This window comes from Beduinella massiliensis (genome assembly GCF_900199405.1).
Taxonomy (GTDB): domain Bacteria; phylum Bacillota; class Clostridia; order Christensenellales; family Aristaeellaceae; genus Beduinella; species Beduinella massiliensis.
In genome coordinates this window covers 2653097-2671329 of sequence record NZ_LT963430.1, presented here as the reverse complement: position 1 = coordinate 2671329, position 18233 = coordinate 2653097, and the positions used below count along the sequence as shown (strand labels likewise).

Sequence of the window (18233 nt, the reverse complement as noted above, 5' to 3'; positions counted from 1 at the left end):
ATGATGCTTGTCTTTGCGCTTCCGCTGTTCCTCATGTGCGTGCTGCTCGCGCGCCGCAGGGGCGGCGGGCTTTCCAACCTGTCTGGAAGCGATGTCGCCTGGTTGGCGCTGCCCATAGGATCCTTCTTGCTGGAGGCTGCCTTTCAGGCGGCCTCCAGGTTTATCTTGATCCCTTCTCCGGTTCGGGCGGCGCAGATTCTCCTGCAGTACGCGGGACTCTTCGCCTTCGCCCTGCGCAACGCGAGATGGGATGCGGGCGCGCTCGTCGCGGGCGCAGGCGCGGCGATGAATTTTCTGGTCATCGCCTTAAACGGTTTTCAAATGCCCGTTTCACAGGCAGCGGCTATGGCCGCCGGGCAGGAGGCGGGGATTGCGAAGCTGACCGGCGGGGAAATATACGGGTACACGATGCAGAATGCGGCCACCCGCCTGCCGCTGCTCGGCGACATCATCCCGCTGGCGGGAGGATTTGCGAGCCTGGGCGACCTCGTGCTGATCGCGGCGGTCGTGCGCATCTTTTACGCCATGATGCTGCCAAACAAACAGAAGGGGGAGAGCGCGCATGAGAAAGCCTGAGGAGGCCGTATCCAAGCATGGCTTTCGCTTTAAGCATAGCCTGGGGCAAAACTTTATCTTCGACGAAACGCTGCTAAAGAGCCTGGCAGACGCCGCGGAGGTAACGCGGTCGGATGACGTGCTGGAGATCGGACCGGGCGGCGGCTCGCTGACGGCGTGCCTGGCCGCGCGCGCGCATCGCGTGGTGGCGCTGGAGCTGGATCGGGAGCTTTTGCCCGTGCTGGCGGAGGTTTTACGGGGTTATCCCAATGCCTCCGTCGTGCAGGGCGACGCGATGAAAGCCGACCTTGGCGCGCTTACGCGCGATGCCTTTGGAGAGAACGCTTCCTTTTTGGTCGTCGCGAACCTGCCCTATTATATCACTACGCCCGTGCTGACGCGTCTGCTCACGGAAGGACTGCCCATCCGGCGTGTTGCGGTGATGGTGCAGCGGGAGGTGGGGGAAAAGATGCTGGCAGGGCCAGGGGAAGAGGCTTACGGGATGCTGGCCGTGCTCTGCGCATACTACGCCGAGGTGAGCGAGGCGGCGCGCGTACCTGCGGCGTGCTTCACCCCGCGTCCTAAGGTCGATTCTTCCTTTATGGTGCTGCGGATGCGAAAGGAGCCGCCGGTGGCCGTTCCTTCCCAGGCGCTTTTTTTCCGCGTGGCGCGAGCGGCGTTTGCCATGCGGCGAAAGACGATCAGAAACAACCTGCAGGCGTCGCTGAACCTGTCGCGGGAGGAGGCGGACGCCTGCTTGGCGGCGGCGAAGATTTTGCCCACTGTGCGCGGAGAAACGCTTGCCTTGGAAGATTTCGCGCGCATCGCGTGGAAAGTCGAAGAAATAAAGAAAAAATAAAAAATATTTGATTTCTATTTAACGAGCGGCAGGAGAAATAGGAATTCCGTCGAAACGATAAAATAAGGGTAAGGATTGGATTTTCTGTAAGGCCGTTCCTTACCTGTCCAAACACTTCACTAGTCTGCGCTGCGGCACGGACGTATCATGAACGATGGAGGGATACCCAATGAACGAAGTAAACCTCGCAAAGTGGGGCATTATCAACCCCACGAAAGTCTATCACAACCTGGCTGTTGCGCGCCTGACCGAAAAGGCCCTGGAGCGCGGCGAGGGCGTCCTGTCTGAGACGGGCGCGCTGACCGTCATGACCGGCAAGTATACCGGCCGTTCCCCGGAAGACCGTTATGTGGTCGATACCCCCGCGATTCATGATGAGATCGCTTGGGGCAAGATCAACGTGCCGATGACCGCGGAGAAGTTCGACAAGATCCTGACCCGCGTGGCCACGTATCTGCAGAACCGCGAAGTGTTCGTGTTCGACGGCTTTGCCGGTGCGGATCCCAAGTACCGCCGCAGCATCCGCGTGATCAACGAACTCGCCTCGCAGAACATGTTCATGCATGACCTGCTCATCCGCCCGACGGCGGAGGAATTTGATAGCTTCTCGGAGGACTTCACCGTCATCTGTGCGCCGGGCTGCAAGTGCATTCCCGAGCTGGACGGCGTGCATTCCGAGGCTGCGATCTGCGTGAACTTCGAGAAGAAGGTCGTCGTCATCGCCGGCAGCCAGTACGCGGGTGAGATGAAGAAGTCCGTCTTCTCCGTCATGAACTTCCTGCTCCCGGCTGACGGCGTGCTGCCGATGCACTGCTCCGCCAACATCGGCAAGGACGGCGACACGGCTGTCTTCTTTGGCCTTTCCGGCACCGGCAAGACCACGCTGTCCGCCGATCCGAACCGCATGCTGATCGGCGACGACGAGCACGGCTGGAGCGATAACGGCGTCTTCAACATCGAGGGCGGCTGCTACGCCAAGTGCATCAACCTCTCCAAGGAGAACGAGCCCTTCATCTGGAACGCCATCCGGTTTGGCGCGCTGGTCGAGAACGTCACGATTGACGAGAACGGCGTGTACGACTTCAACGACGGCTCCGTGACCGAGAACACCCGTGTGGGCTACCCGGTCGATTACATCCCCAACGCCGCGATTCCGGGCGTGGGCGGAATTCCGAAGACCGTCATCTTCCTGACGGCGGACGCGTTCGGCGTGCTGCCCCCGGTCAGCAAGCTGTCCAAGGAAGCGGCGATGTATCACTTTGTGACCGGCTACACCGCGAAGCTGGCCGGCACCGAGCGCGGCGTGACCGAGCCGCAGGCGACCTTCTCCACGTGCTTTGGCGCGCCGTTCCTCCCGCGTCCGGCTTCCAAGTATGCCGAGATGCTGGGCGAGAAGATCGAAAAGTACGGCACGAACGTCTACCTGGTCAATACCGGCTGGGCCGGCGGCCCCGCCGGCAAGGGCGGCAACCGCATGAAGCTGCCCTACACCCGCGCGATGGTGACCGCCGCGCTCAACGGCGACCTGGAGAAGGCCGAGTTCGTGAGCGACCCGATCTTCAACGTGCAGGTTCCGACCTCTTGCCCGGGCGTGCCTTCCGAGGTGCTGATCCCGCGCGACATGTGGCAGGATAAGGCCGCGTACGACGAGCAGGCCAAGAAGCTGGCCGCGATGTTCGTGAAGAACTTCTCCAAGTACGAGGGCATGGACGCCAAGATCGTCGCCGCAGGCCCGAAGGCTGAGTAAGCACTTACCGACAAGCGGATAAAACCCTCAATCGCGCCCCTTTGGCAGCTGCCGGAGGGGCGCGATTTTTTTGCAGCAGCATGATTGCGGAGCAGAGGCAGACATGTCCGCCTTCTGTGCCTGATCGCTGGCGCTTGCCGGGCGAGGCGGGGCAGCGTTTGGGTTTAGCGCGGAAGCAAAAAACACGAATCAGCCTCTGGATCTTTAAAACGGCTTTGCGCCGTTTTCTTTTTGTGGTATAATCAGAAAATAGCTGTAAAGCGTCGGCACTATGAAAACGGGCGGCGAACCTGAACATGCGCGAAGACGCGCCGAAGAGCCGAACGTTCGCGCTGTCACAGGCGCATCAAAGGGCGGGAGGGAACCCCATGCAAATGGTTCGGGATGTGCGGGAAAACAAGACGTTCTATCTGCACGCGACGGCGATCATGCTGCCGGTCATCGCGCAGCAGTTGATTTCCGCGCTCTTCAACTTCGTGGATAACTTCATGGTCGGCCAGCTTGGCGCGGCGTCGTTAGCGGGCGTGTCCGTCGCGAATAAGCCGTACACGGTGTTCATGTGCCTGTTTTTTGGATTCACAGGCGCGGGCGGCATGCTGATCGCGCAGTATTACGGCGCGCGGGAACGGCGCACCATGCAGCAGCTTTTCGGCCTGCAGATCGCGGGCTCGCTGGTAATCGGGGCAGCATTTTTTCTGGTACTGCATTTTTTCCCGCACGTCATCATGGGCGCGTTCGTCACGGATCCGGAGACGATGCGCGCGGGGCTGGATTACCTGTCTATGATCAAGTACAGCTACATTCCCACCGCGATATCGCTGACGTGTATGCATTCTCTGCGTGCGCTGGGCAAAAACCGCATGCCGATGGTCGCGGGCTTTGTGACGATGCTGGTCAACATCGCGCTCAACAGCCTGCTCATCTTCGGCCTGTTCGGCTTTCCGCGCATGGGCGAACGCGGCGCGGCGCTGGCGACGCTGATCGCCCGCACGGTGGAGATGCTGTTTTACCTCTACGTGCTCTATCGGGAACGCACGCCTTTTACGTTGGACATCGCCTGCTTTCGGAAGCTGCCGCGTCCGGTACTGGGCATGTTCGCCCGCAAGGGTTTTCCGCTGACGATGAACGAGGTGCTATGGACGAGCGGACAGATGATCTTTTTCTGGACGTACGCGCACGTACAGGAATACGCGCTGCCCGCGATTTCGCTGCTGGATCAGACGACGACGATCATCTACGTGCTGACGGCAGGCATGTCCTCGGCCGCGTCCGCCATCATCGGGCAGACGCTGGGCGCGGGGCAGATCGCCGAGGCGAAGGCGAAAGCCGGGCGCCTGCTGCGGTTGGCGTTTATGTTGGCAGGCGTGTGCCTGGTGCTGGGCGTCGGTCTTTCGTTCGTCATCCCCGCGATGTACGGAAACCTTGCGGCGGATCTTCGCGCCATGGCGACGCAGATGATCTTGGTGCAGTCTGTGCTGGTCATTCCCAGTGCGCTGTATTCGACGACGTTTTCCGTGCTCCGTGCGGGTGGAGATACCCGCTCTGCGGTGATGCTCGACTCCGGTTACATGTGGGCGGTGATCGTTCCGGCGTCTCTCCTCTGTGCATTCCTGCTGCCTGCGATGGGTCATGCAGACGTACGCATCGCCTTCGTGATCGTGCAGGTGCTCATGAATCTGAAGGTCTTCTGGGGGCTGGCGATCATAAATCGCGGCCAGTGGGCGCGCAACATGACGATCGGCGCGTAGAATTATAGAATAGAATTGAAAAACGCGCTTCCAGATTCATGGAAGCGCGATTTTTCACCGTAGGGATTTAAGAACATAGTGGACATAGCCGCCGCGGCGAATCGTCTTTACCCCCAAAGCCCGTCACTTCACCGCAAAGGCCGTAACGCCGTATACACCGTTTTCGACCGGCACGTCTCCGATGCTTTTGCAGTAGACGTACATCGTTTTAGGCAGCGGTTCAAGGGGCCTGAGCGTACCGTGGTGCAGCGCGCGTAAAGCATCGAGTTGTTCGGTATACCCCCCGCCGCCCGTGGGACTTCCATAGGTCCAGTCGCCATTTTCATCCACAAAGGAAAGCGTGAACCAGCCCTCCTGAAAGTCGGCGCGCTGCCAGTCCAGGGCGTCCGGCGCGAGCGAACAGGCGACGGCATAATACGTCGCCAGGGGCGTCGTCGTAAAGTCGGCGTATTCGAGCCATACGCCCGAGCCCTCGACTTCCTTCCCGATCTCGACGCGCCGGGTTTGCGCACCCTGTGAGATGAGCAGCGTGAAAGGAATGGATTGGCGCGTCTTGGACGTTTCGTCAGCGTTCCCGGTCACGCCGTAATCCGTCAGCACCAACAGGAGGGAGAGCTGCACGGCGTCCGCCTGCGTAGTGAGCTTTCCACTGAGGACATAGACGAGCGTTCCGTCGTCTTCTGTTTTCCACTCGATACCCTGGTCGCCGTCGGGGTCTGCCCCTTCGACATAGAGCGAAGCAGCGAGAAGGCGTCTGCCGCCGGCTTTTCCAAGTTCATCCTCCATGGAACCGTCAAGCATGGGGGGAAGCAGACAAATTTCTTCAGGCGGCACGGGGCGAACCTCTGCCGTGATGTGATAGGAAAAGCTGTCCGCGACCGCTTCACGCAGGACGACGACGACCTCGCCCGCATCGTATTCGGCGGCGACCTGGGATACAATTTTCACAGCGCTTTGCGGCATGCCGCCGTACAGATCAAAGAAATCGACGAGTCCCCAGCGCGCGGCGGCATAGACCGTGCCGCAAATCAGCAGAAGAAGGGCGGCAAGCAGAAGCGCGATCCGCCGCTTTGCGATGCGCGCGCGCTGCGTCTGCGAAGGCAGGCGGCTTAACGTGCGGTGAACGCGTTCGGAATAGGCTTCGGGGATCTCGCCGTACAGACGACGAAAATCCTCGGGCTTCAGCGTATCGAGGTTCATTTTTTTGCCACCTCCTTCAAATCTTCGCGCAGTCTGCAACGGGCCTGATACATGCGCCATTTGACGGTTGATTGCGGCAGGGTGAGCGCGGACGCGATTTCTTTTTCTGTAAAGCCCTCCATGTAGTGCAGCAGCAGCGGCGTGCGAAGCGCATCCGGCAGTCGATCCAGCGCGTCGCGCAGGCTGAGATCCGGTCCCGAGAGAGGCGGACGTTCAGGAAGAATGGCCGCGGGCTCGACGCGGCGGCGTCTGCGCAGGATGTTGCGGCACTCGTTGACAGCGATTTGCGTCAGCCAGGCGCGGATGCGGTCGGGCCGCGCGGACTGCCTGTGCGCCCATGCGCGCTCCAGCGCCTGCTGAACGGCGTCCTGCGCGTCCGCGTCGCGCCGCAGGATGCTGAGGCATACGCGATAGAGCATTGCGGCGTCGGCCTCCACCTCACGCACGAAGGCTTGCTCGTCGATCATGGATCCTACCCCTTTCCTTTGAAGCGCTCCCGGGGATGCGCCCCTTTACCTGTATAACGTTTGTGGCTTGATAAAGGTTAGTGGGAAAATAAAAAGAGTTCCGGCGTGGGGGAACCCCATGCGGGAACCGTACAGCGATTATTCGTGCAGAACGGAGCCGAGCGCTTCCGCCAGCTCGCTGGAAGAAGAACCGTTTTTTTGTTTGTAGCTCATGCCCCAGTCGAACAGGGCCGCGAGCACGGGTCTTAAACTTTCGCCGGTTTCGGTCAGCGCGTACTCGACGCGGGGCGGTACTTCCGGATAGACGGTGCGGACAAGCAGGCCGTCGGACTCCATGTCGCGCAGGTTTTGCGTCAGTACCTTTTGCGAAATGCCGGAAAGCGACTTTTTGAGCTCGCCAAAGCGCTTCGTTCCCATGAAGAGATCTCGCAGGATCAGCACTTTCCAGCGGTTGGAGATGAGTTTCAGCGTCGTTTCAACAGGACAGGCGGGAAGCGTGAAATCAGCCATGGGACACCTCGCTTTGACGATATGTTAAAATAGCGGCGGTTGGACGGTTCTTTAATTCGATTGTATACCGGAACGGAGCGGGCGTCAAGCATGGGTACGGTATCCCTTCACAGGCACCTTCGAGTAACTATACCACATAAAAGTGCGTACTTTTCATAGCCCTCCGTCTGTGCTAAGATCAATCTGCAAGCGGAAAGGAAGGGCCCAGGGCCCTTCAGCCGCAGGGCGCGCGTAGCGCCAGAATCTACAGGAGGGTACCCCTATGAATGAAGTCGTTAAGTTCCTCACCGAAAATCCCGTACAGTATCTCGCGACCGTAGGCCGCGACGGCAAGGCCAAATGCCGCCCCTTTATGTTCTGCTTTGAGCGGGACGGGAAGCTTTGGTTTTGCACGAACAACCAGAAGGCGGTCTACAAGGACCTGCAGCAGAATCCTTATGTCGAAATCTCCGTTTCCAGCCCGGCGTTTGCCTGGATTCGCCTGAACGGCAAGGCCGTGTTTGAGGAGAATCTGGCGGTGAAGGAGGGCTGCATGAACAACCCCATCGTCAAAAGCCAGTATCAGACCGCCAGCAACCCCATTTTCGTGGTATTCTACTTGCAGGACGCAAAGGCTGTAATCGCTGATTTTTCTGGAAATCCGCCGAAGCAGTTTGAGCTTTGATTGAAGGGCACACAGCGGACGTAAGAGATTGCCGCCGCGCGGGAAAGCGGCAAAGAATCCTGAAAGGGCTTCGCAGCAGGTACGGATCAGGAGCTTTTGTCTGCGAAGAAAGTGCAGGAGAGACGCACGCCTGCGCGCCAGGCGATGCGGCTGAAGCGAAATCAATCTGGAGGAAAAAGCATGGAAAGAAGCGAATGCGTTCAGCGGCTGATCGGCATGCTGCTCTCGCAGATGCCGGAGTATCGGGCGGCGGCGGAGCACTTCCCTGGGGAGGATGCAGCAGCCCAGCGGCGGTTGCTTCGCAGCCTGATGAACCTTTGGCCGGTGCTGCCGCTGAGCGACGACTATTTGGAGCTACAGGATGAGCTGCTTTCGGCGGAGCGGGAGGAGCGGGGCGTGGTCGATGTACAGGCATTGCCTCGAATCCCAGGAGAGTCTGTCTCGCTCTGGCGGGGAGACATAACCCGCCTGAATGCGGGCGCGATCGTCAATGCGGCGAACAGCTCGCTTCTCGGCTGCTTTTGTCCGTGCCATGGGTGCATCGACAACGCCATTCACTCGGCGGCAGGGCTGCAGCTGCGCGCGGAGTGCAGCCGTCTCATGGAACGGCAAGGACACGAGGAACCGCCCGGAGGAGCGAAGATCACCGGCGCGTACAACCTGCCGTGCAGGCATGTGATCCACACCGTCGGACCGACCATTACAGGGCCGCTTCGCCAGGCGGATCGGGAGCTGCTCGCCGCCTGTTATCGGTCCTGTCTGGCGCTCGCGATGGAACGCAAGCTTCCATCCATCGCCTTTTGCTGCATCTCCACCGGAGAATTCCATTTTCCGAGGCAGGAGGCGGCGGAAATCGCCGTGAGCACGGTGCGCGAATGCCTATCGGCGGATAAAACAGGAATTCAGGTGATTTTCAATGTCTTTCAAGAATCGGATGAAGCGGCCTACAGAAGCCTTCTCTGCCCAGATTGACAGGTTAAAGGAAGCCATCAAATCGGCGGACGCCGTCCTCATCGGAGCAGGAGCCGGACTTTCGTCCGCGGCGGGGCTCAGCTATTCCGGAGCGCGTTTTACCCGCTATTTCGGGGATTTTGAAGAAAAATACGGCTTTCATGACATGTATTCAGGCGGGTTTTATCCGTATCGGACGCCAGAAGAGCATTGGGCCTACTGGAGCCGCTTTGTCCTCCTGAACCGCTACGACGCAGCCCCGGGACAGGTCTATTTGAACTTGCTGAAGGTCGTGAAGGATAAGGATTTTTTTGTGCTCACGACCAACGTAGATCATCAGTTTCAACGGTCAGGCTTTGATAAGACGAGGCTGTTCTACACGCAGGGGGATTACGGGCTGCTGCAATGCGCAAAGCCCTGCGCGCAAAAGACCTATGAAAACGAAGCGCTTATCCGCAGCATGGTGGAGCGGCAAAAGGACATGCGAATTCCGGCCGAGCTCGTGCCGAAGTGCCCGGTGTGCGGCGCGCCGATGATGATGAACCTGCGCTGCGACGGCCGTTTTGTGGAGGACGACGGATGGCGCCAGGCGTCGCGGAGATACGACGCCTTTGTCCGTGAGCAGCAGACGAGTCGCCTGCTGCTGCTGGAACTCGGAGTCGGATACAACACGCCGGCCATCATCAAGTATCCCTTCTGGAAGCTGGCGGCACGAAACGAGCGCGCGATCTACGCCTGCCTGAACCTGGATGAGGCGGAATGCCCGCCAGAGATCGCGGAGCGATCGATCTGCATACAGGAGGACATCGGAATCGTTCTGCAAAAGTTGCTGAATTCCGGTCAAAATTAAGGAAGGCCGCCCCTCGCAAACGCGAAGAGCGGCCTTTTGCGCAGCCCAGGCTTGTTGGGGGCCTTACCACCATGAAGATGCAGCCGAGAGCAAAACGCACGAGGCGCAAGCGCAAACCGCCCGATCACAGCGTTTTCAGACTGCCGAGCCCTTTTATCATGCGGCGAAGGAGCATCTGAGCGCGCTGCGTAGGCGTAAGCCGTCTGCAGAGGGCGCGGTACGCGCGCTCCGCACGCCGCAGCCAGTCGGAAGAAGCCTCGCGCCCGCCGTATTGCATCAGGCAGACCGCGCGGATAAAAGGCGTGAGGCGAGTGTCCTTGCCGAGCGCCCGTTCCGCACGCTGCGCAAAGGCGAGGAGCGATTCAGAGGCGCTCCGCGTATAGCCCAGCGCGCGCAGCGCGGATTCCACGCCGCGATACCAGCAAAGCAGGCGAGCGCCATCGTCCTTTTGCCGGGAGGCGGCCTGCGCGGGATCCGTCCAGTACAGGCGGAGGCAGGCCGCCGCGAGCAGCAGGAGCGGAAGGAGCCACAGCAGAAAGCGAGGCGGATCTTTGGGGGGCGGATTCTCCGGCGGCGGGGTAGGCGTGGGATCGTGTTGCCCGGGCGGCTCCGGGGACGGCGTGGGGGAAGGCGTTGGAATATCTTCGGGCTCCGGCGTTTCCTGCGGCTTGTCATCCGGCGGAACAGCGGTAGGCGTGGGCGTAGGCGTCGGAGCTGTATCGGACGCAGAACCTTCCTCGGGCGGTTCGGTCTGATCGTTCGGCTGTGGGGTCGGGGTCGTCCCCTGCGCGCCGTCGGAGGACTGCGAAGGGTCGGGGGAGGGCGTCGGAAGGTCCTGTCCGTCGGATGGATCGGCCGCGCCCTGCGCGTCGTCTTCCGGAGGTTCGTCCTCTGGATGGGCGGGCAGATCGCCGCCTCCCTGAGACGAGCTCCGGCTGGGGGTGGGATCAAACGTCAGCCAGCCGAATCCCTTGAAGTAGACCTCGACCCATGCATGCGCGTTTTGCTGCGTGACACGCGCGACGCCATCCGCGTCCGGGCGCGCGAGGTACCCTTCGACGTACCGGGCGGGCAGCCCGGCGATGCGGCACATGACCGCCATGGCGGAGGCGAAGGAGGTGCAATACCCCTGGCGCTCCGAAAGCAGGAACCAGGATACGAAATCCCTGTCTGCCGGCGGCATGCTTTGCTCAAATGTGTAGGGATAACTCGAACGGAGGTGGCCCGCGATGAGCTGTGCGCGCTCGTAAGGCGAGGCGGCGCCCGCCGTTATCTGCAACGCGAGCTGAACGACGCCGCTTTCGACCGTCTCTGGAAAGGCCGTGTACGTAGAAAAGACGTCGTTCCACTCGGCTTCAGCGGCTTCATCTGCCTCGGCGTCGGCACTTTGAAGCACCTCCGCGAGCCCAGCGCTTCCCGCCGTGGGCAGCGCGGCGGTGACGCTGTAGGCGTCGCCCGCGACGGTATCCCGCGTGATAAAGACCTCGGAGCTCGAGCCAAAGTAGGGCACAAAACCCTCTGCAGAGGAAACGGAGGTCAGCCGCTGGGGCACAAAGAGCGTGGAGACGCCGTCCGCCAGCAGCGAAATGGGCAGCGTATGTTCTTCAAATTGGCCGCTCGCGTCACGAAGAGACTGCGAAGGCTTCTTCACATCGAAGAGCACGTCGCGAAGGTTGCGGTACCGGGGATCGACGAAGAGATAACGCCGCCCCGCCGTCGAGTCGCGCCAGGCACGGCCTGTATACTCGTTTTTCAGGGAGCCGCGCAGGTAAACGGGCTGAACGGTGGCGACCTCGAGCACCGGATCGTCGGGCGGATCGACCGGGCCGCCGAGCTGGTCCAAGCCGAGCGGTTGATAGCCGCTGAGCTGCAGGGAATAGACCGAGCGCGGTTCGGTAAAGAAAAAGTAATCGTAAACCGTGCTGCGAACGCGCTCCGCGAAATCGGTCATCGCAGGCGTCGTAGGGATGACGGACGGCAGCAGGAGCGCCGCCAGCAGCGCCGCGCACAGCGCTGTGGGCAGCGCGCGGGACACGGACGCGCCGTGTTCGCCCGAGTGCGCGTAAAGGAGGAGCAGCGCGGCGAGGGCGGGCAGGCAAAGCCGCGCGTCCGAACGGCCGCCGTAAAACCAGGATGACAGCAGCACGAAAGCGGCGAGCGCAAAGGCCGGATAAAAGCCGCCGTTTCCTTGGGAAAGCAAAAAAGCGACCAGGGTGAAGAGCAGCGTGAGGAGCAACGAAAGCGGCTGCGAATAAAGCTGGAGCGCGAGCGGGCTTCCCTGCATCGCGAGCGCGAGCGCAGCCTCCATGCCGGAAAGCTGCGGCACGAGGCCGATGACGTAGGGGATGAAAAGGCAAAGCCCGCCCGCCAGGCCTGCGGCGGCCGTGAGCGGGGAAATGGAAAGAAGCGCCCAAAACAGAGAAAATCCGGCGCTTTGCAGCAGGAGGTGCACGCCGCCGACCGCGAGGTCCAGCGCGCCCCGTAGCGGGAGCATCAGTCCGGCGGAAAACAAAAAGGCGGTCAGTGCGCCTTCCAGCGCGTGGGGAACACGCCTTCGCGCCGCCAGCAGCCATCCTGATATGCGTTTCTTCATGCGCTTGCCGCCTCGCTTTCGTCGATCAGCATGACGGTTTCCACTTCGACGTCCGCGCATTCGACCCGGCTGAGCAAAAGCGCGGTTTCTTCCGCCAGGTCGTTCACATGCACGAAGATGAGGCGCACCTGCGGGCCCATGCGGCGAATTTGAATGACCATATCCGCGATGCGGCTGGACATGTGCGTGGTGAGGATGGCGGTCGACCCTGTGCGGCGCATGCGGCGCGTTTCGAGCATGAGCACCCGCTCGAAGTGATCCGTTCCGTCGAACGTCACGCCCGCCAGCCCCTCGAGAATCAGCGGCAGCTGGGCGCTGTGATCGCCCATGAGCTCGCGCGGCTGGCGGCAGGAGAGCGGAATGCGCACGATATGCGAGGCGGCCAGCTGCACGGCCGCGACGGCAGCCGCGCTTTCACACAGGGCGTCCTGCATGTACAGCGCCGTCTCGCCGCGCGCAGCGGGGGGCGAACAATCCATGAGCACGAGCGCGTCCGGGCGGGCGGGCTCTTCAAACGTGCGCACCAGCAAAGAGCCGCGGCGGAGGCTGAGCTTCCAATGGACGCGCCGCAGCTCATCTCCCTCCTGATAGGCGCGCGTATCCGCGGGGGACGTGGCGTCGTCGCGCGCGCGGGCCATCTTGTCGTCGCCCGAATCGTCCGGGCTGAAACGAAGCGGGGGCTCCTTGAGAACGTCGGGGAGAACGAAGAGCGTCAGCAGACCGTCCTCGCATTTTTTCTTGAGCGCAAAGAGGCCCAACGCGTCGGAAAAGACGACGTATTCGACGCCGCAGGCGTACGTGCCCACGTGAACGCAGGCAAACTGATGGCGGGTGACGCTCGCGCCGAAGGAGCGCACGTTCGCTGTGACGGCGTAGCTTCCGCTTCCGTCCGGCGGGACGACCTCCAGGCGAAGCGGGGCGATGGGCAGGGGAATGCGCAGATGCAGGGTACAACGCAGGACGGCGTCGTCTCCGCGCGTGACGCGGGAGCGCTCCAATTCGCAGGAGAAACGGGCGAGCGCGCAGGCGCAGGCGACGCTCAGGAGCGACAGAGCCCCCGCAATCACGAGCAGGAGAAAAAAGAGATAGTAAAAGGCACCGCCGGTCGAGAGCGCCGCAGCGAAAAGGGACAGCGCGGAAAGCAGCAGCGCCGCAAATCGCCCCGTCACGGCAGCTTCACCGGCAGCTTCACCCGCGCAAGGATGTCGGAGAGCACCCGCTCCGTCGACTGGTCCTTCATGCGCGCCTCGGGCGAAAGGATCATGCGATGACAGAGCACCGCGTGCGCCATCTGCTGCACGTCGTCCGGAAGGATGAAGTCGCGCCCGTCGAGCAGGGCGGTCGCCTGCGCCGCGTGGATGAGGGCGATGGCAGCGCGCGTGGATACGCCCAACTGCAGCGCGGGGTGATTGCGCGTCGCGGCGCAGAGATTCGCCACGTAAGAGCGCACCTCGCGCGAGCAGTAGATGTTCTTCACCTCGGCCTGCATGGCGATGACGTCCTCCGCGTAGCAGACAGGCTGCAGCGCGGAAAGCGGCGAGGTCGGCAGGCTGTAACGCTCCAGAATTTCCATCTCATCCTCCACCGAGGGGTAGCCGATGGCGATGCGCATGAAGAAGCGATCCATCTGTGCCTCCGGCAGCGGATAGGTGCCGACAAAGTCGACGGGGTTCTGCGTGGCGAGCACCATAAAGGGCTCAGGCAGGCAGTAGGTGGTGCCGTCCACCGTCACCTGATGCTCCTCCATGACCTCGAGCAGCGCGCTTTGCGTCTTGGGCGAGGTGCGGTTGATCTCGTCCGCGAGGACGATCTGGCTCATGACCGCGCCGGGGCGGTATTCCATTTCGCCAGTCTTCATGTTCGCCGCGGAAAATCCTGTGATGTCGGAGGGGATGACGTCGGGCGTAAACTGGATGCGCTTAAAGGAACAGGCGAGCGAGCGGGCGAGCGCGCTGCAGAGCGTGGTCTTGCCCACGCCCGGCACGTCCTCGATCAGCACGTGGCCGCCGCACAGCAGCGCAATGAGCGCGAGGTGGACGACCTCGTCCTTTCCGACGATGACCGTCGCAATATTCTCTTTGAGCGCCTGTATGATCCTGCTTGGCTGAGGCATAGCGCAAATTCTCCTTTGTTTATTTTAAAGCGATAAGGGAATCGTAGGGTGAGTATCACAACCTAATCTTAAATTATACGGAAAAGAGATGGCTTTGACAAGCTTCGTTCCCGCTATTCAACGGATTGAAGGAAGAAATCCCTGCTTTTTCCGGCGCAGGTTTGAGGTTCCATCCCAACTGTGTTATAATAGAATGTACATTTCGTGAGGGAGGCGTCAAAATGGAAGAGGTGCTTCGCCTGCTGCTTTCGGGCGGCATCGTGTCGGGCGCTGAAATCAGCGAAAGGCTGGGCGTGACGCGGGCGGCGGTGTGGAAGCGGGTAGAACAGCTGCGCGCCGCGGGCTATCAGGTCGAAGCGGTGGGACGGCGCGGCTACAGGCTGCTTTCCTGTCCGGACGCGCTGCATGCGCCGCTGGTGGAGCGGGGGCTTCGGACGAAATGGGCCGGGCATCCGGTCTGCTACCAGCAGAGCGTGGATTCAACGAACCTTTGGTGCAAGCGCCTGGCCGCGCAGGACGCCCCGCACGGCGCCCTCGCGCTTTCGGGCACGCAGACCGCGGGAAGGGGCAGGCGCGGGCGCGTGTGGGAGTCGCCGGAGGATGCGGGCATCTTCATGACGCTGCTGCTTCGCCCGAAGGCGCACCCGTCGCAGGTCGCGCAGCTCACGCTGCTTACGGCGCTTTCCGTAGCCGAGGGCATCGAAGCGGCCACCGGCGCGCGGGCCGGCATCAAGTGGCCCAACGACGTGGTCATGAACGGGAAAAAGGTCTGCGGCATCCTGCTGGAGATGAGTGCGGACGAGGCGCAGGTGCAGTACATCGTCGCGGGCGCGGGCATCAACGTTCATGCCTGCCCGGCTGATCTTGTAAAGACGGCGACCTGCGTGGACGAAGCATGTGGAAGGCGGGTGCTTCGCGCGGACCTGACGCGGGCTTTTCTTGAAAGCTTTGAGCGGCGATACGCGATGTTTGAACGATCCGGCGAACAGGAATGGATCGACGATTACCGTGCGCGCTCCGTGACGCTGGGACAGCGCGTATGCGTCGTCGGGGCGGATACGTCGTTTACCGGCACGGCGCAGGACGTGGACGCCCTGGGCGCGCTGGTCGTCGAGACGGAGGACGGCGAAAGGCGCACGGTGCTCGCGGGAGATGTATCGGTAAGAGGAGTGATGGGTTATGTATGAAGGAAGCATTACGGACGTCATCGGCATTACGGTCGGTCAGGTTGAAGTGCGCGAGGCGCGCACGGGCGTGACGGCGGTGCTTTGCCCGCCGGAGACGGTCGGCGGCGTGGATGTGCGCGGCGCGGCGCCGGGCACGCGCGAGACGGATCTGCTGCGCCCGGGCAACCTCGTGCAAGGCCCGAACGCTGTATTGCTCTGCGGCGGCAGCGCTTACGGGCTGGCGGCGGCGGACGGCGCGATGCGCTTCTTTGAAGAGCTTGGCGAGGGCATGGACGTAGGCGTATGCCGCGTGCCGATCGTGCCCGCGGCGGTGCTTTTCGACCTGGGCGTCGGGCGTTCGGACGTGCGGCCGGGCCCGGACATGGGCTACGCGGCGTGCCGGGTGGCCGGAAACGTCGTGCAGCAGGGCGCTTACGGCGCGGGCTGCGGCGCGACGGTGGGCAAGCTGGTGCCGGGGGCGAAGCCGGCGCGCGGCGGTACCGGCACGGCGAGCATCACGCTCGCCGACGGGGTGCATGTGGGGGCGATCGTCTGCGTGAACGCATGCGGCGACGTGTACGACCCACAGAGCGGCGCGATCCTGGCCTGCGGACATCTCGGCGGCAGGCCGTCGCCCGCACAGGCGGCGCTGACGGGCGCGCGGCTGGAAGGGCATATCGGCGAAAACACGACCCTCGGCGTCATCGCAACGGATGCGAAGCTGAGCAAGGAGGAGGCGAACCGCCTCGCGCTCTCGGCGCACGACGGCTACGCCCGCGCGATCCGGCCCGTCCATACGATGATGGACGGCGATACGATCTTTTCGATGGCGACAGGGCAGCAAAAGGGCAGGCTTCCATTCCTGATGCTCTGCGCGGCGGCGGCGGAAGCCATGGCGCGCGCCATCGCCAACGCCGTGACGGCGGCGAAGGAAGAAGCATGATCGTAGGCGTCGGGGTGGACATCTGCGAGGTGGAGCGCATCGGCCGGGCGGTTCAAAAGGGCGCCTTTTTGGAACGCTATTTCACGGAAGAGGAACGCGCTTACCTCGCGGAAAGAGGGAGCGTGCGCGATCAGAGCGCGGCGGGAATCTTCGCGGCCAAAGAAGCGATGCTCAAGGCGCTGGGCACGGGGCTTTTAATCCCCCTGCGCGACGTGGGCGTTTCGCACACGGAGGCAGGCGCGCCGCAGGCTGTCCTCGTGGGGGCGGCTGCGGCGCGCCTGAGCGAGCTGGGCGGCGCGCGAATGCACCTTTCCATATCACACGACGGCGGCATGGCGGTAGCCATGGCGGTTGCGGAGGGATAAAGATGTTGCACACGGTCACGCCCTGTGCGATGCGGGCGCTGGAGCAGGAATTCATGAAGGAGACGGGCTATCCCTCGCTTTTGCTGATGGAGCACGCGGCGCAGGCGGTTGCGCAGGCGCTTCTTCGGCACGTGCCGCAGGGAGCGCGCGTGCTCTTTGCCTGCGGCGCGGGCGGAAACGGCGGCGACGGCTACGCGGCGGCGCGCCTCTGGCGTCAGATGGGCGGCGGGGCGGTTTGCTGCACCGCAGCGCCGGTAGAGACGCTTTTAGGTGACGCAAAGATCAACGCGTCGCTTTGCGGACGGCTCGGCATACCGATCGTTCCGGCAGAGCGGGGCATACCGCTTGGGGACGCCGCTGCGGTGGTGGACGCGCTTTTCGGCACGGGGCTTTCGCGGGACGTCGAGGGCATTTGCGCCGAAATGATCGCGCAGATGAATGCCAGCGGACTGCCGGTGGTCGCTGTGGACATCCCCTCCGGCGTGGACGGCGCGGCCGGGCGCGTGCGGGGCTGCGCCGTCAGCGCCCGGGAGACGGTGACGTTTCACCGGCCCAAGCCGGGCCACTTCCTCAGCCCGGGCCGGGAACTCACGGGCAGGCTCACGGTCGCGGATATCGGCATTCCGCCCGCGCTGGATCGGGCGGAGGGAATGGACGTGCTGGAGGACGGAGACGTGCTGATCCCGCCCCGGGCCGCGGACGCGCACAAGGGAACCTGCGGTCATCTGCTGGTGGTCGCGGGTTCGCGCGGCATGGCGGGCGCGGCGGTGCTGTGCACGCTGGGCGCGCTGCGCGCGGGCGCGGGACTCGTGACGGCGGCCTGCGTGGGCGATGTCTTCAGCGCGCTGCAGGCGCAGGCGTTTTGCGCTATGGCGGCACCGGTGCCGGAGGAGGACGGAGCTTTGGCCGCGAAGGCGGAGTCGCGAATCGAATCGCTTCTGCAGGGAAAGCAGGCCGCCGTGGCGGGGCCGGGTCTGTCGCAGCGGTCGGGCGTGGGGGAGGCCCTACGCGCGCTCATTCAGAGCGACGTGCCGAAGGTGCTGGATGCGGACGCGCTGAACGTCATGGCGGCGGCGAGGCTGCTTCCCGGCAGAAACACCGTCGTCACGCCGCACCCCGGCGAAGCGGGGCGTTTGCTTGAAACGGATGCCGCGCAGGTGCTGCTGGATCCGGTAGAAGCGGCGAAGGCGCTGGCCCAAAAGACCGGCGCGGTCGCGCTGCTCAAGGGAGCGACCACCGTGATCGCGGGCGAAGAGGGCGTGACGCTGATGCCCAGGGGTACCTGCGCGATGGCGACAGGGGGAAGCGGAGACGTCCTGTCGGGCGTCGTAGGCGCGCTGCTCTGTCAGGGCATGGCGCCTTACGAGGCGGCGCGGGCAGCCGCACTCTGGCACGCACAGGCGGGACGGCGCGCGGAGGGAGCGTTGGGCACGCGGCAGGTGACGGCGCTCGACATCGCGGGTTGCCTGTAAGCGGTGGATCGGCCCCAAAAAGATTGGGTC

At 62.9% G+C, this 18233-nt stretch carries 17 protein-coding genes; 11 read left to right on the top strand and 6 right to left on the bottom strand.

Translation table 11 applies throughout. From position 1 onward, the window contains the following. From C1725_RS12995 to C1725_RS12980, 4 genes are all read left to right on the top strand, one after another. Positions 1 to 576: a DUF5317 family protein gene (locus C1725_RS12995; RefSeq protein WP_102412020.1), complete on the top strand. Its 576-nt coding sequence runs from the start codon at positions 1 to 3 to the stop codon at positions 574 to 576. After that, positions 563 to 1414 (top strand): 16S rRNA (adenine(1518)-N(6)/adenine(1519)-N(6))-dimethyltransferase RsmA, encoded by an 852-nt coding sequence (gene rsmA / locus C1725_RS12990; protein WP_102412019.1) that lies wholly within the window; start codon positions 563 to 565, stop codon positions 1412 to 1414. Before C1725_RS12995 ends, rsmA begins: the two co-directional genes overlap by 14 nt. Positions 1415 to 1583: 169 nt before the next feature. Continuing rightward, positions 1584 to 3161, top strand: a complete 1578-nt coding sequence (pckA, locus tag C1725_RS12985) for a phosphoenolpyruvate carboxykinase (ATP) (RefSeq protein WP_102412018.1) — start codon at positions 1584 to 1586, stop codon at positions 3159 to 3161. Between the two features lie 368 nt (positions 3162 to 3529). Next, entirely contained in the window at positions 3530 to 4909 is a 1380-nt protein-coding gene (locus C1725_RS12980; protein ID WP_346026648.1) for an MATE family efflux transporter, read from the top strand. A 123-nt stretch (positions 4910 to 5032) separates the two neighbouring features. On the opposite strand, the gene C1725_RS12975 is transcribed toward C1725_RS12980, so the two are convergent. The 3 genes from C1725_RS12975 to C1725_RS12965 all read right to left on the bottom strand — a co-directional run bounded on the left by C1725_RS12975 (position 5033) and on the right by C1725_RS12965 (position 7086). Beyond that, the gene (locus C1725_RS12975) at positions 5033 to 6109 is read right to left on the bottom strand and encodes a hypothetical protein (protein WP_102412016.1); all 1077 of its coding nucleotides are present in this window, start codon (positions 6107 to 6109) and stop codon (positions 5033 to 5035) included. Then, positions 6106 to 6576, bottom strand: coding sequence for a sigma-70 family RNA polymerase sigma factor (locus C1725_RS12970; RefSeq protein WP_102412015.1), 471 nt, complete (start codon positions 6574 to 6576; stop codon positions 6106 to 6108). The genes C1725_RS12975 and C1725_RS12970 overlap by 4 nt, the downstream gene beginning before the upstream one ends. Positions 6577 to 6714: 138 nt before the next feature. Continuing rightward, on the bottom strand, positions 6715 to 7086 hold the full coding sequence (locus C1725_RS12965) for a winged helix-turn-helix transcriptional regulator (RefSeq protein WP_102412014.1): 372 nt from the start codon (positions 7084 to 7086) through the stop codon (positions 6715 to 6717). Positions 7087 to 7348: 262 nt separating this feature from the next. Here C1725_RS12965 and C1725_RS12960 point away from each other — a divergent pair, with 262 nt between their 5' ends. The 3 genes from C1725_RS12960 (at position 7349) to C1725_RS12950 (ending at position 9551) form a co-directional block, all read left to right on the top strand. Continuing rightward, positions 7349 to 7750 (top strand): pyridoxamine 5'-phosphate oxidase family protein, encoded by a 402-nt coding sequence (locus C1725_RS12960; protein WP_102412013.1) that lies wholly within the window; start codon positions 7349 to 7351, stop codon positions 7748 to 7750. A gap of 180 nt (positions 7751 to 7930) precedes the next feature. Beyond that, entirely contained in the window at positions 7931 to 8722 is a 792-nt protein-coding gene (locus tag C1725_RS12955; protein ID WP_102412012.1) for a protein-ADP-ribose hydrolase, read from the top strand. Beyond that, positions 8667 to 9551 carry an SIR2 family NAD-dependent protein deacylase gene (locus C1725_RS12950; RefSeq protein ID WP_102412011.1) on the top strand — a complete coding sequence of 295 codons (885 nt, stop codon included), beginning with the start codon at positions 8667 to 8669 and terminating at the stop codon, positions 9549 to 9551. The genes C1725_RS12955 and C1725_RS12950 overlap by 56 nt, the downstream gene beginning before the upstream one ends. Before the next feature lie 124 nt (positions 9552 to 9675). On the opposite strand, the gene C1725_RS12945 is transcribed toward C1725_RS12950, so the two are convergent. Genes C1725_RS12945 through C1725_RS12935 form a run of 3 tightly spaced genes read right to left on the bottom strand, consistent with a single transcriptional unit; the run spans position 9676 to position 14257 of the window. Continuing rightward, the gene (locus tag C1725_RS12945; RefSeq protein ID WP_346026647.1) at positions 9676 to 12144 is read right to left on the bottom strand and encodes a transglutaminase domain-containing protein; all 2469 of its coding nucleotides are present in this window, start codon (positions 12142 to 12144) and stop codon (positions 9676 to 9678) included. Continuing rightward, on the bottom strand, positions 12141 to 13313 hold the full coding sequence (locus tag C1725_RS12940) for a DUF58 domain-containing protein (RefSeq protein WP_102412009.1): 1173 nt from the start codon (positions 13311 to 13313) through the stop codon (positions 12141 to 12143). The genes C1725_RS12945 and C1725_RS12940 overlap by 4 nt, the downstream gene beginning before the upstream one ends. After that, positions 13310 to 14257 carry an AAA family ATPase gene (locus tag C1725_RS12935; RefSeq protein ID WP_102412008.1) on the bottom strand — a complete coding sequence of 316 codons (948 nt, stop codon included), beginning with the start codon at positions 14255 to 14257 and terminating at the stop codon, positions 13310 to 13312. The genes C1725_RS12940 and C1725_RS12935 overlap by 4 nt, the downstream gene beginning before the upstream one ends. A 221-nt stretch (positions 14258 to 14478) precedes the next feature. On the opposite strand from C1725_RS12935, the gene C1725_RS12930 reads away from it, so the two are divergent. From C1725_RS12930 to C1725_RS12915, 4 genes are read left to right on the top strand one after another with little or no spacing between them, the layout of a single operon-like run. Continuing rightward, positions 14479 to 15444, top strand: coding sequence for a biotin--[acetyl-CoA-carboxylase] ligase (locus C1725_RS12930; protein WP_102412007.1), 966 nt, complete (start codon positions 14479 to 14481; stop codon positions 15442 to 15444). Next, positions 15437 to 16366 (top strand): P1 family peptidase, encoded by a 930-nt coding sequence (locus C1725_RS12925; protein WP_102412006.1) that lies wholly within the window; start codon positions 15437 to 15439, stop codon positions 16364 to 16366. Before C1725_RS12930 ends, C1725_RS12925 begins: the two co-directional genes overlap by 8 nt. Beyond that, on the top strand, positions 16363 to 16731 hold the full coding sequence (gene acpS / locus C1725_RS12920) for a holo-ACP synthase (RefSeq protein WP_102412005.1): 369 nt from the start codon (positions 16363 to 16365) through the stop codon (positions 16729 to 16731). Before C1725_RS12925 ends, acpS begins: the two co-directional genes overlap by 4 nt. Before the next feature lie 2 nt (positions 16732 to 16733). Beyond that, positions 16734 to 18203, top strand: a complete 1470-nt coding sequence (locus tag C1725_RS12915) for an NAD(P)H-hydrate dehydratase (RefSeq protein WP_102412004.1) — start codon at positions 16734 to 16736, stop codon at positions 18201 to 18203. The last annotated feature ends 30 nt before the right edge of the window (positions 18204 to 18233 follow it).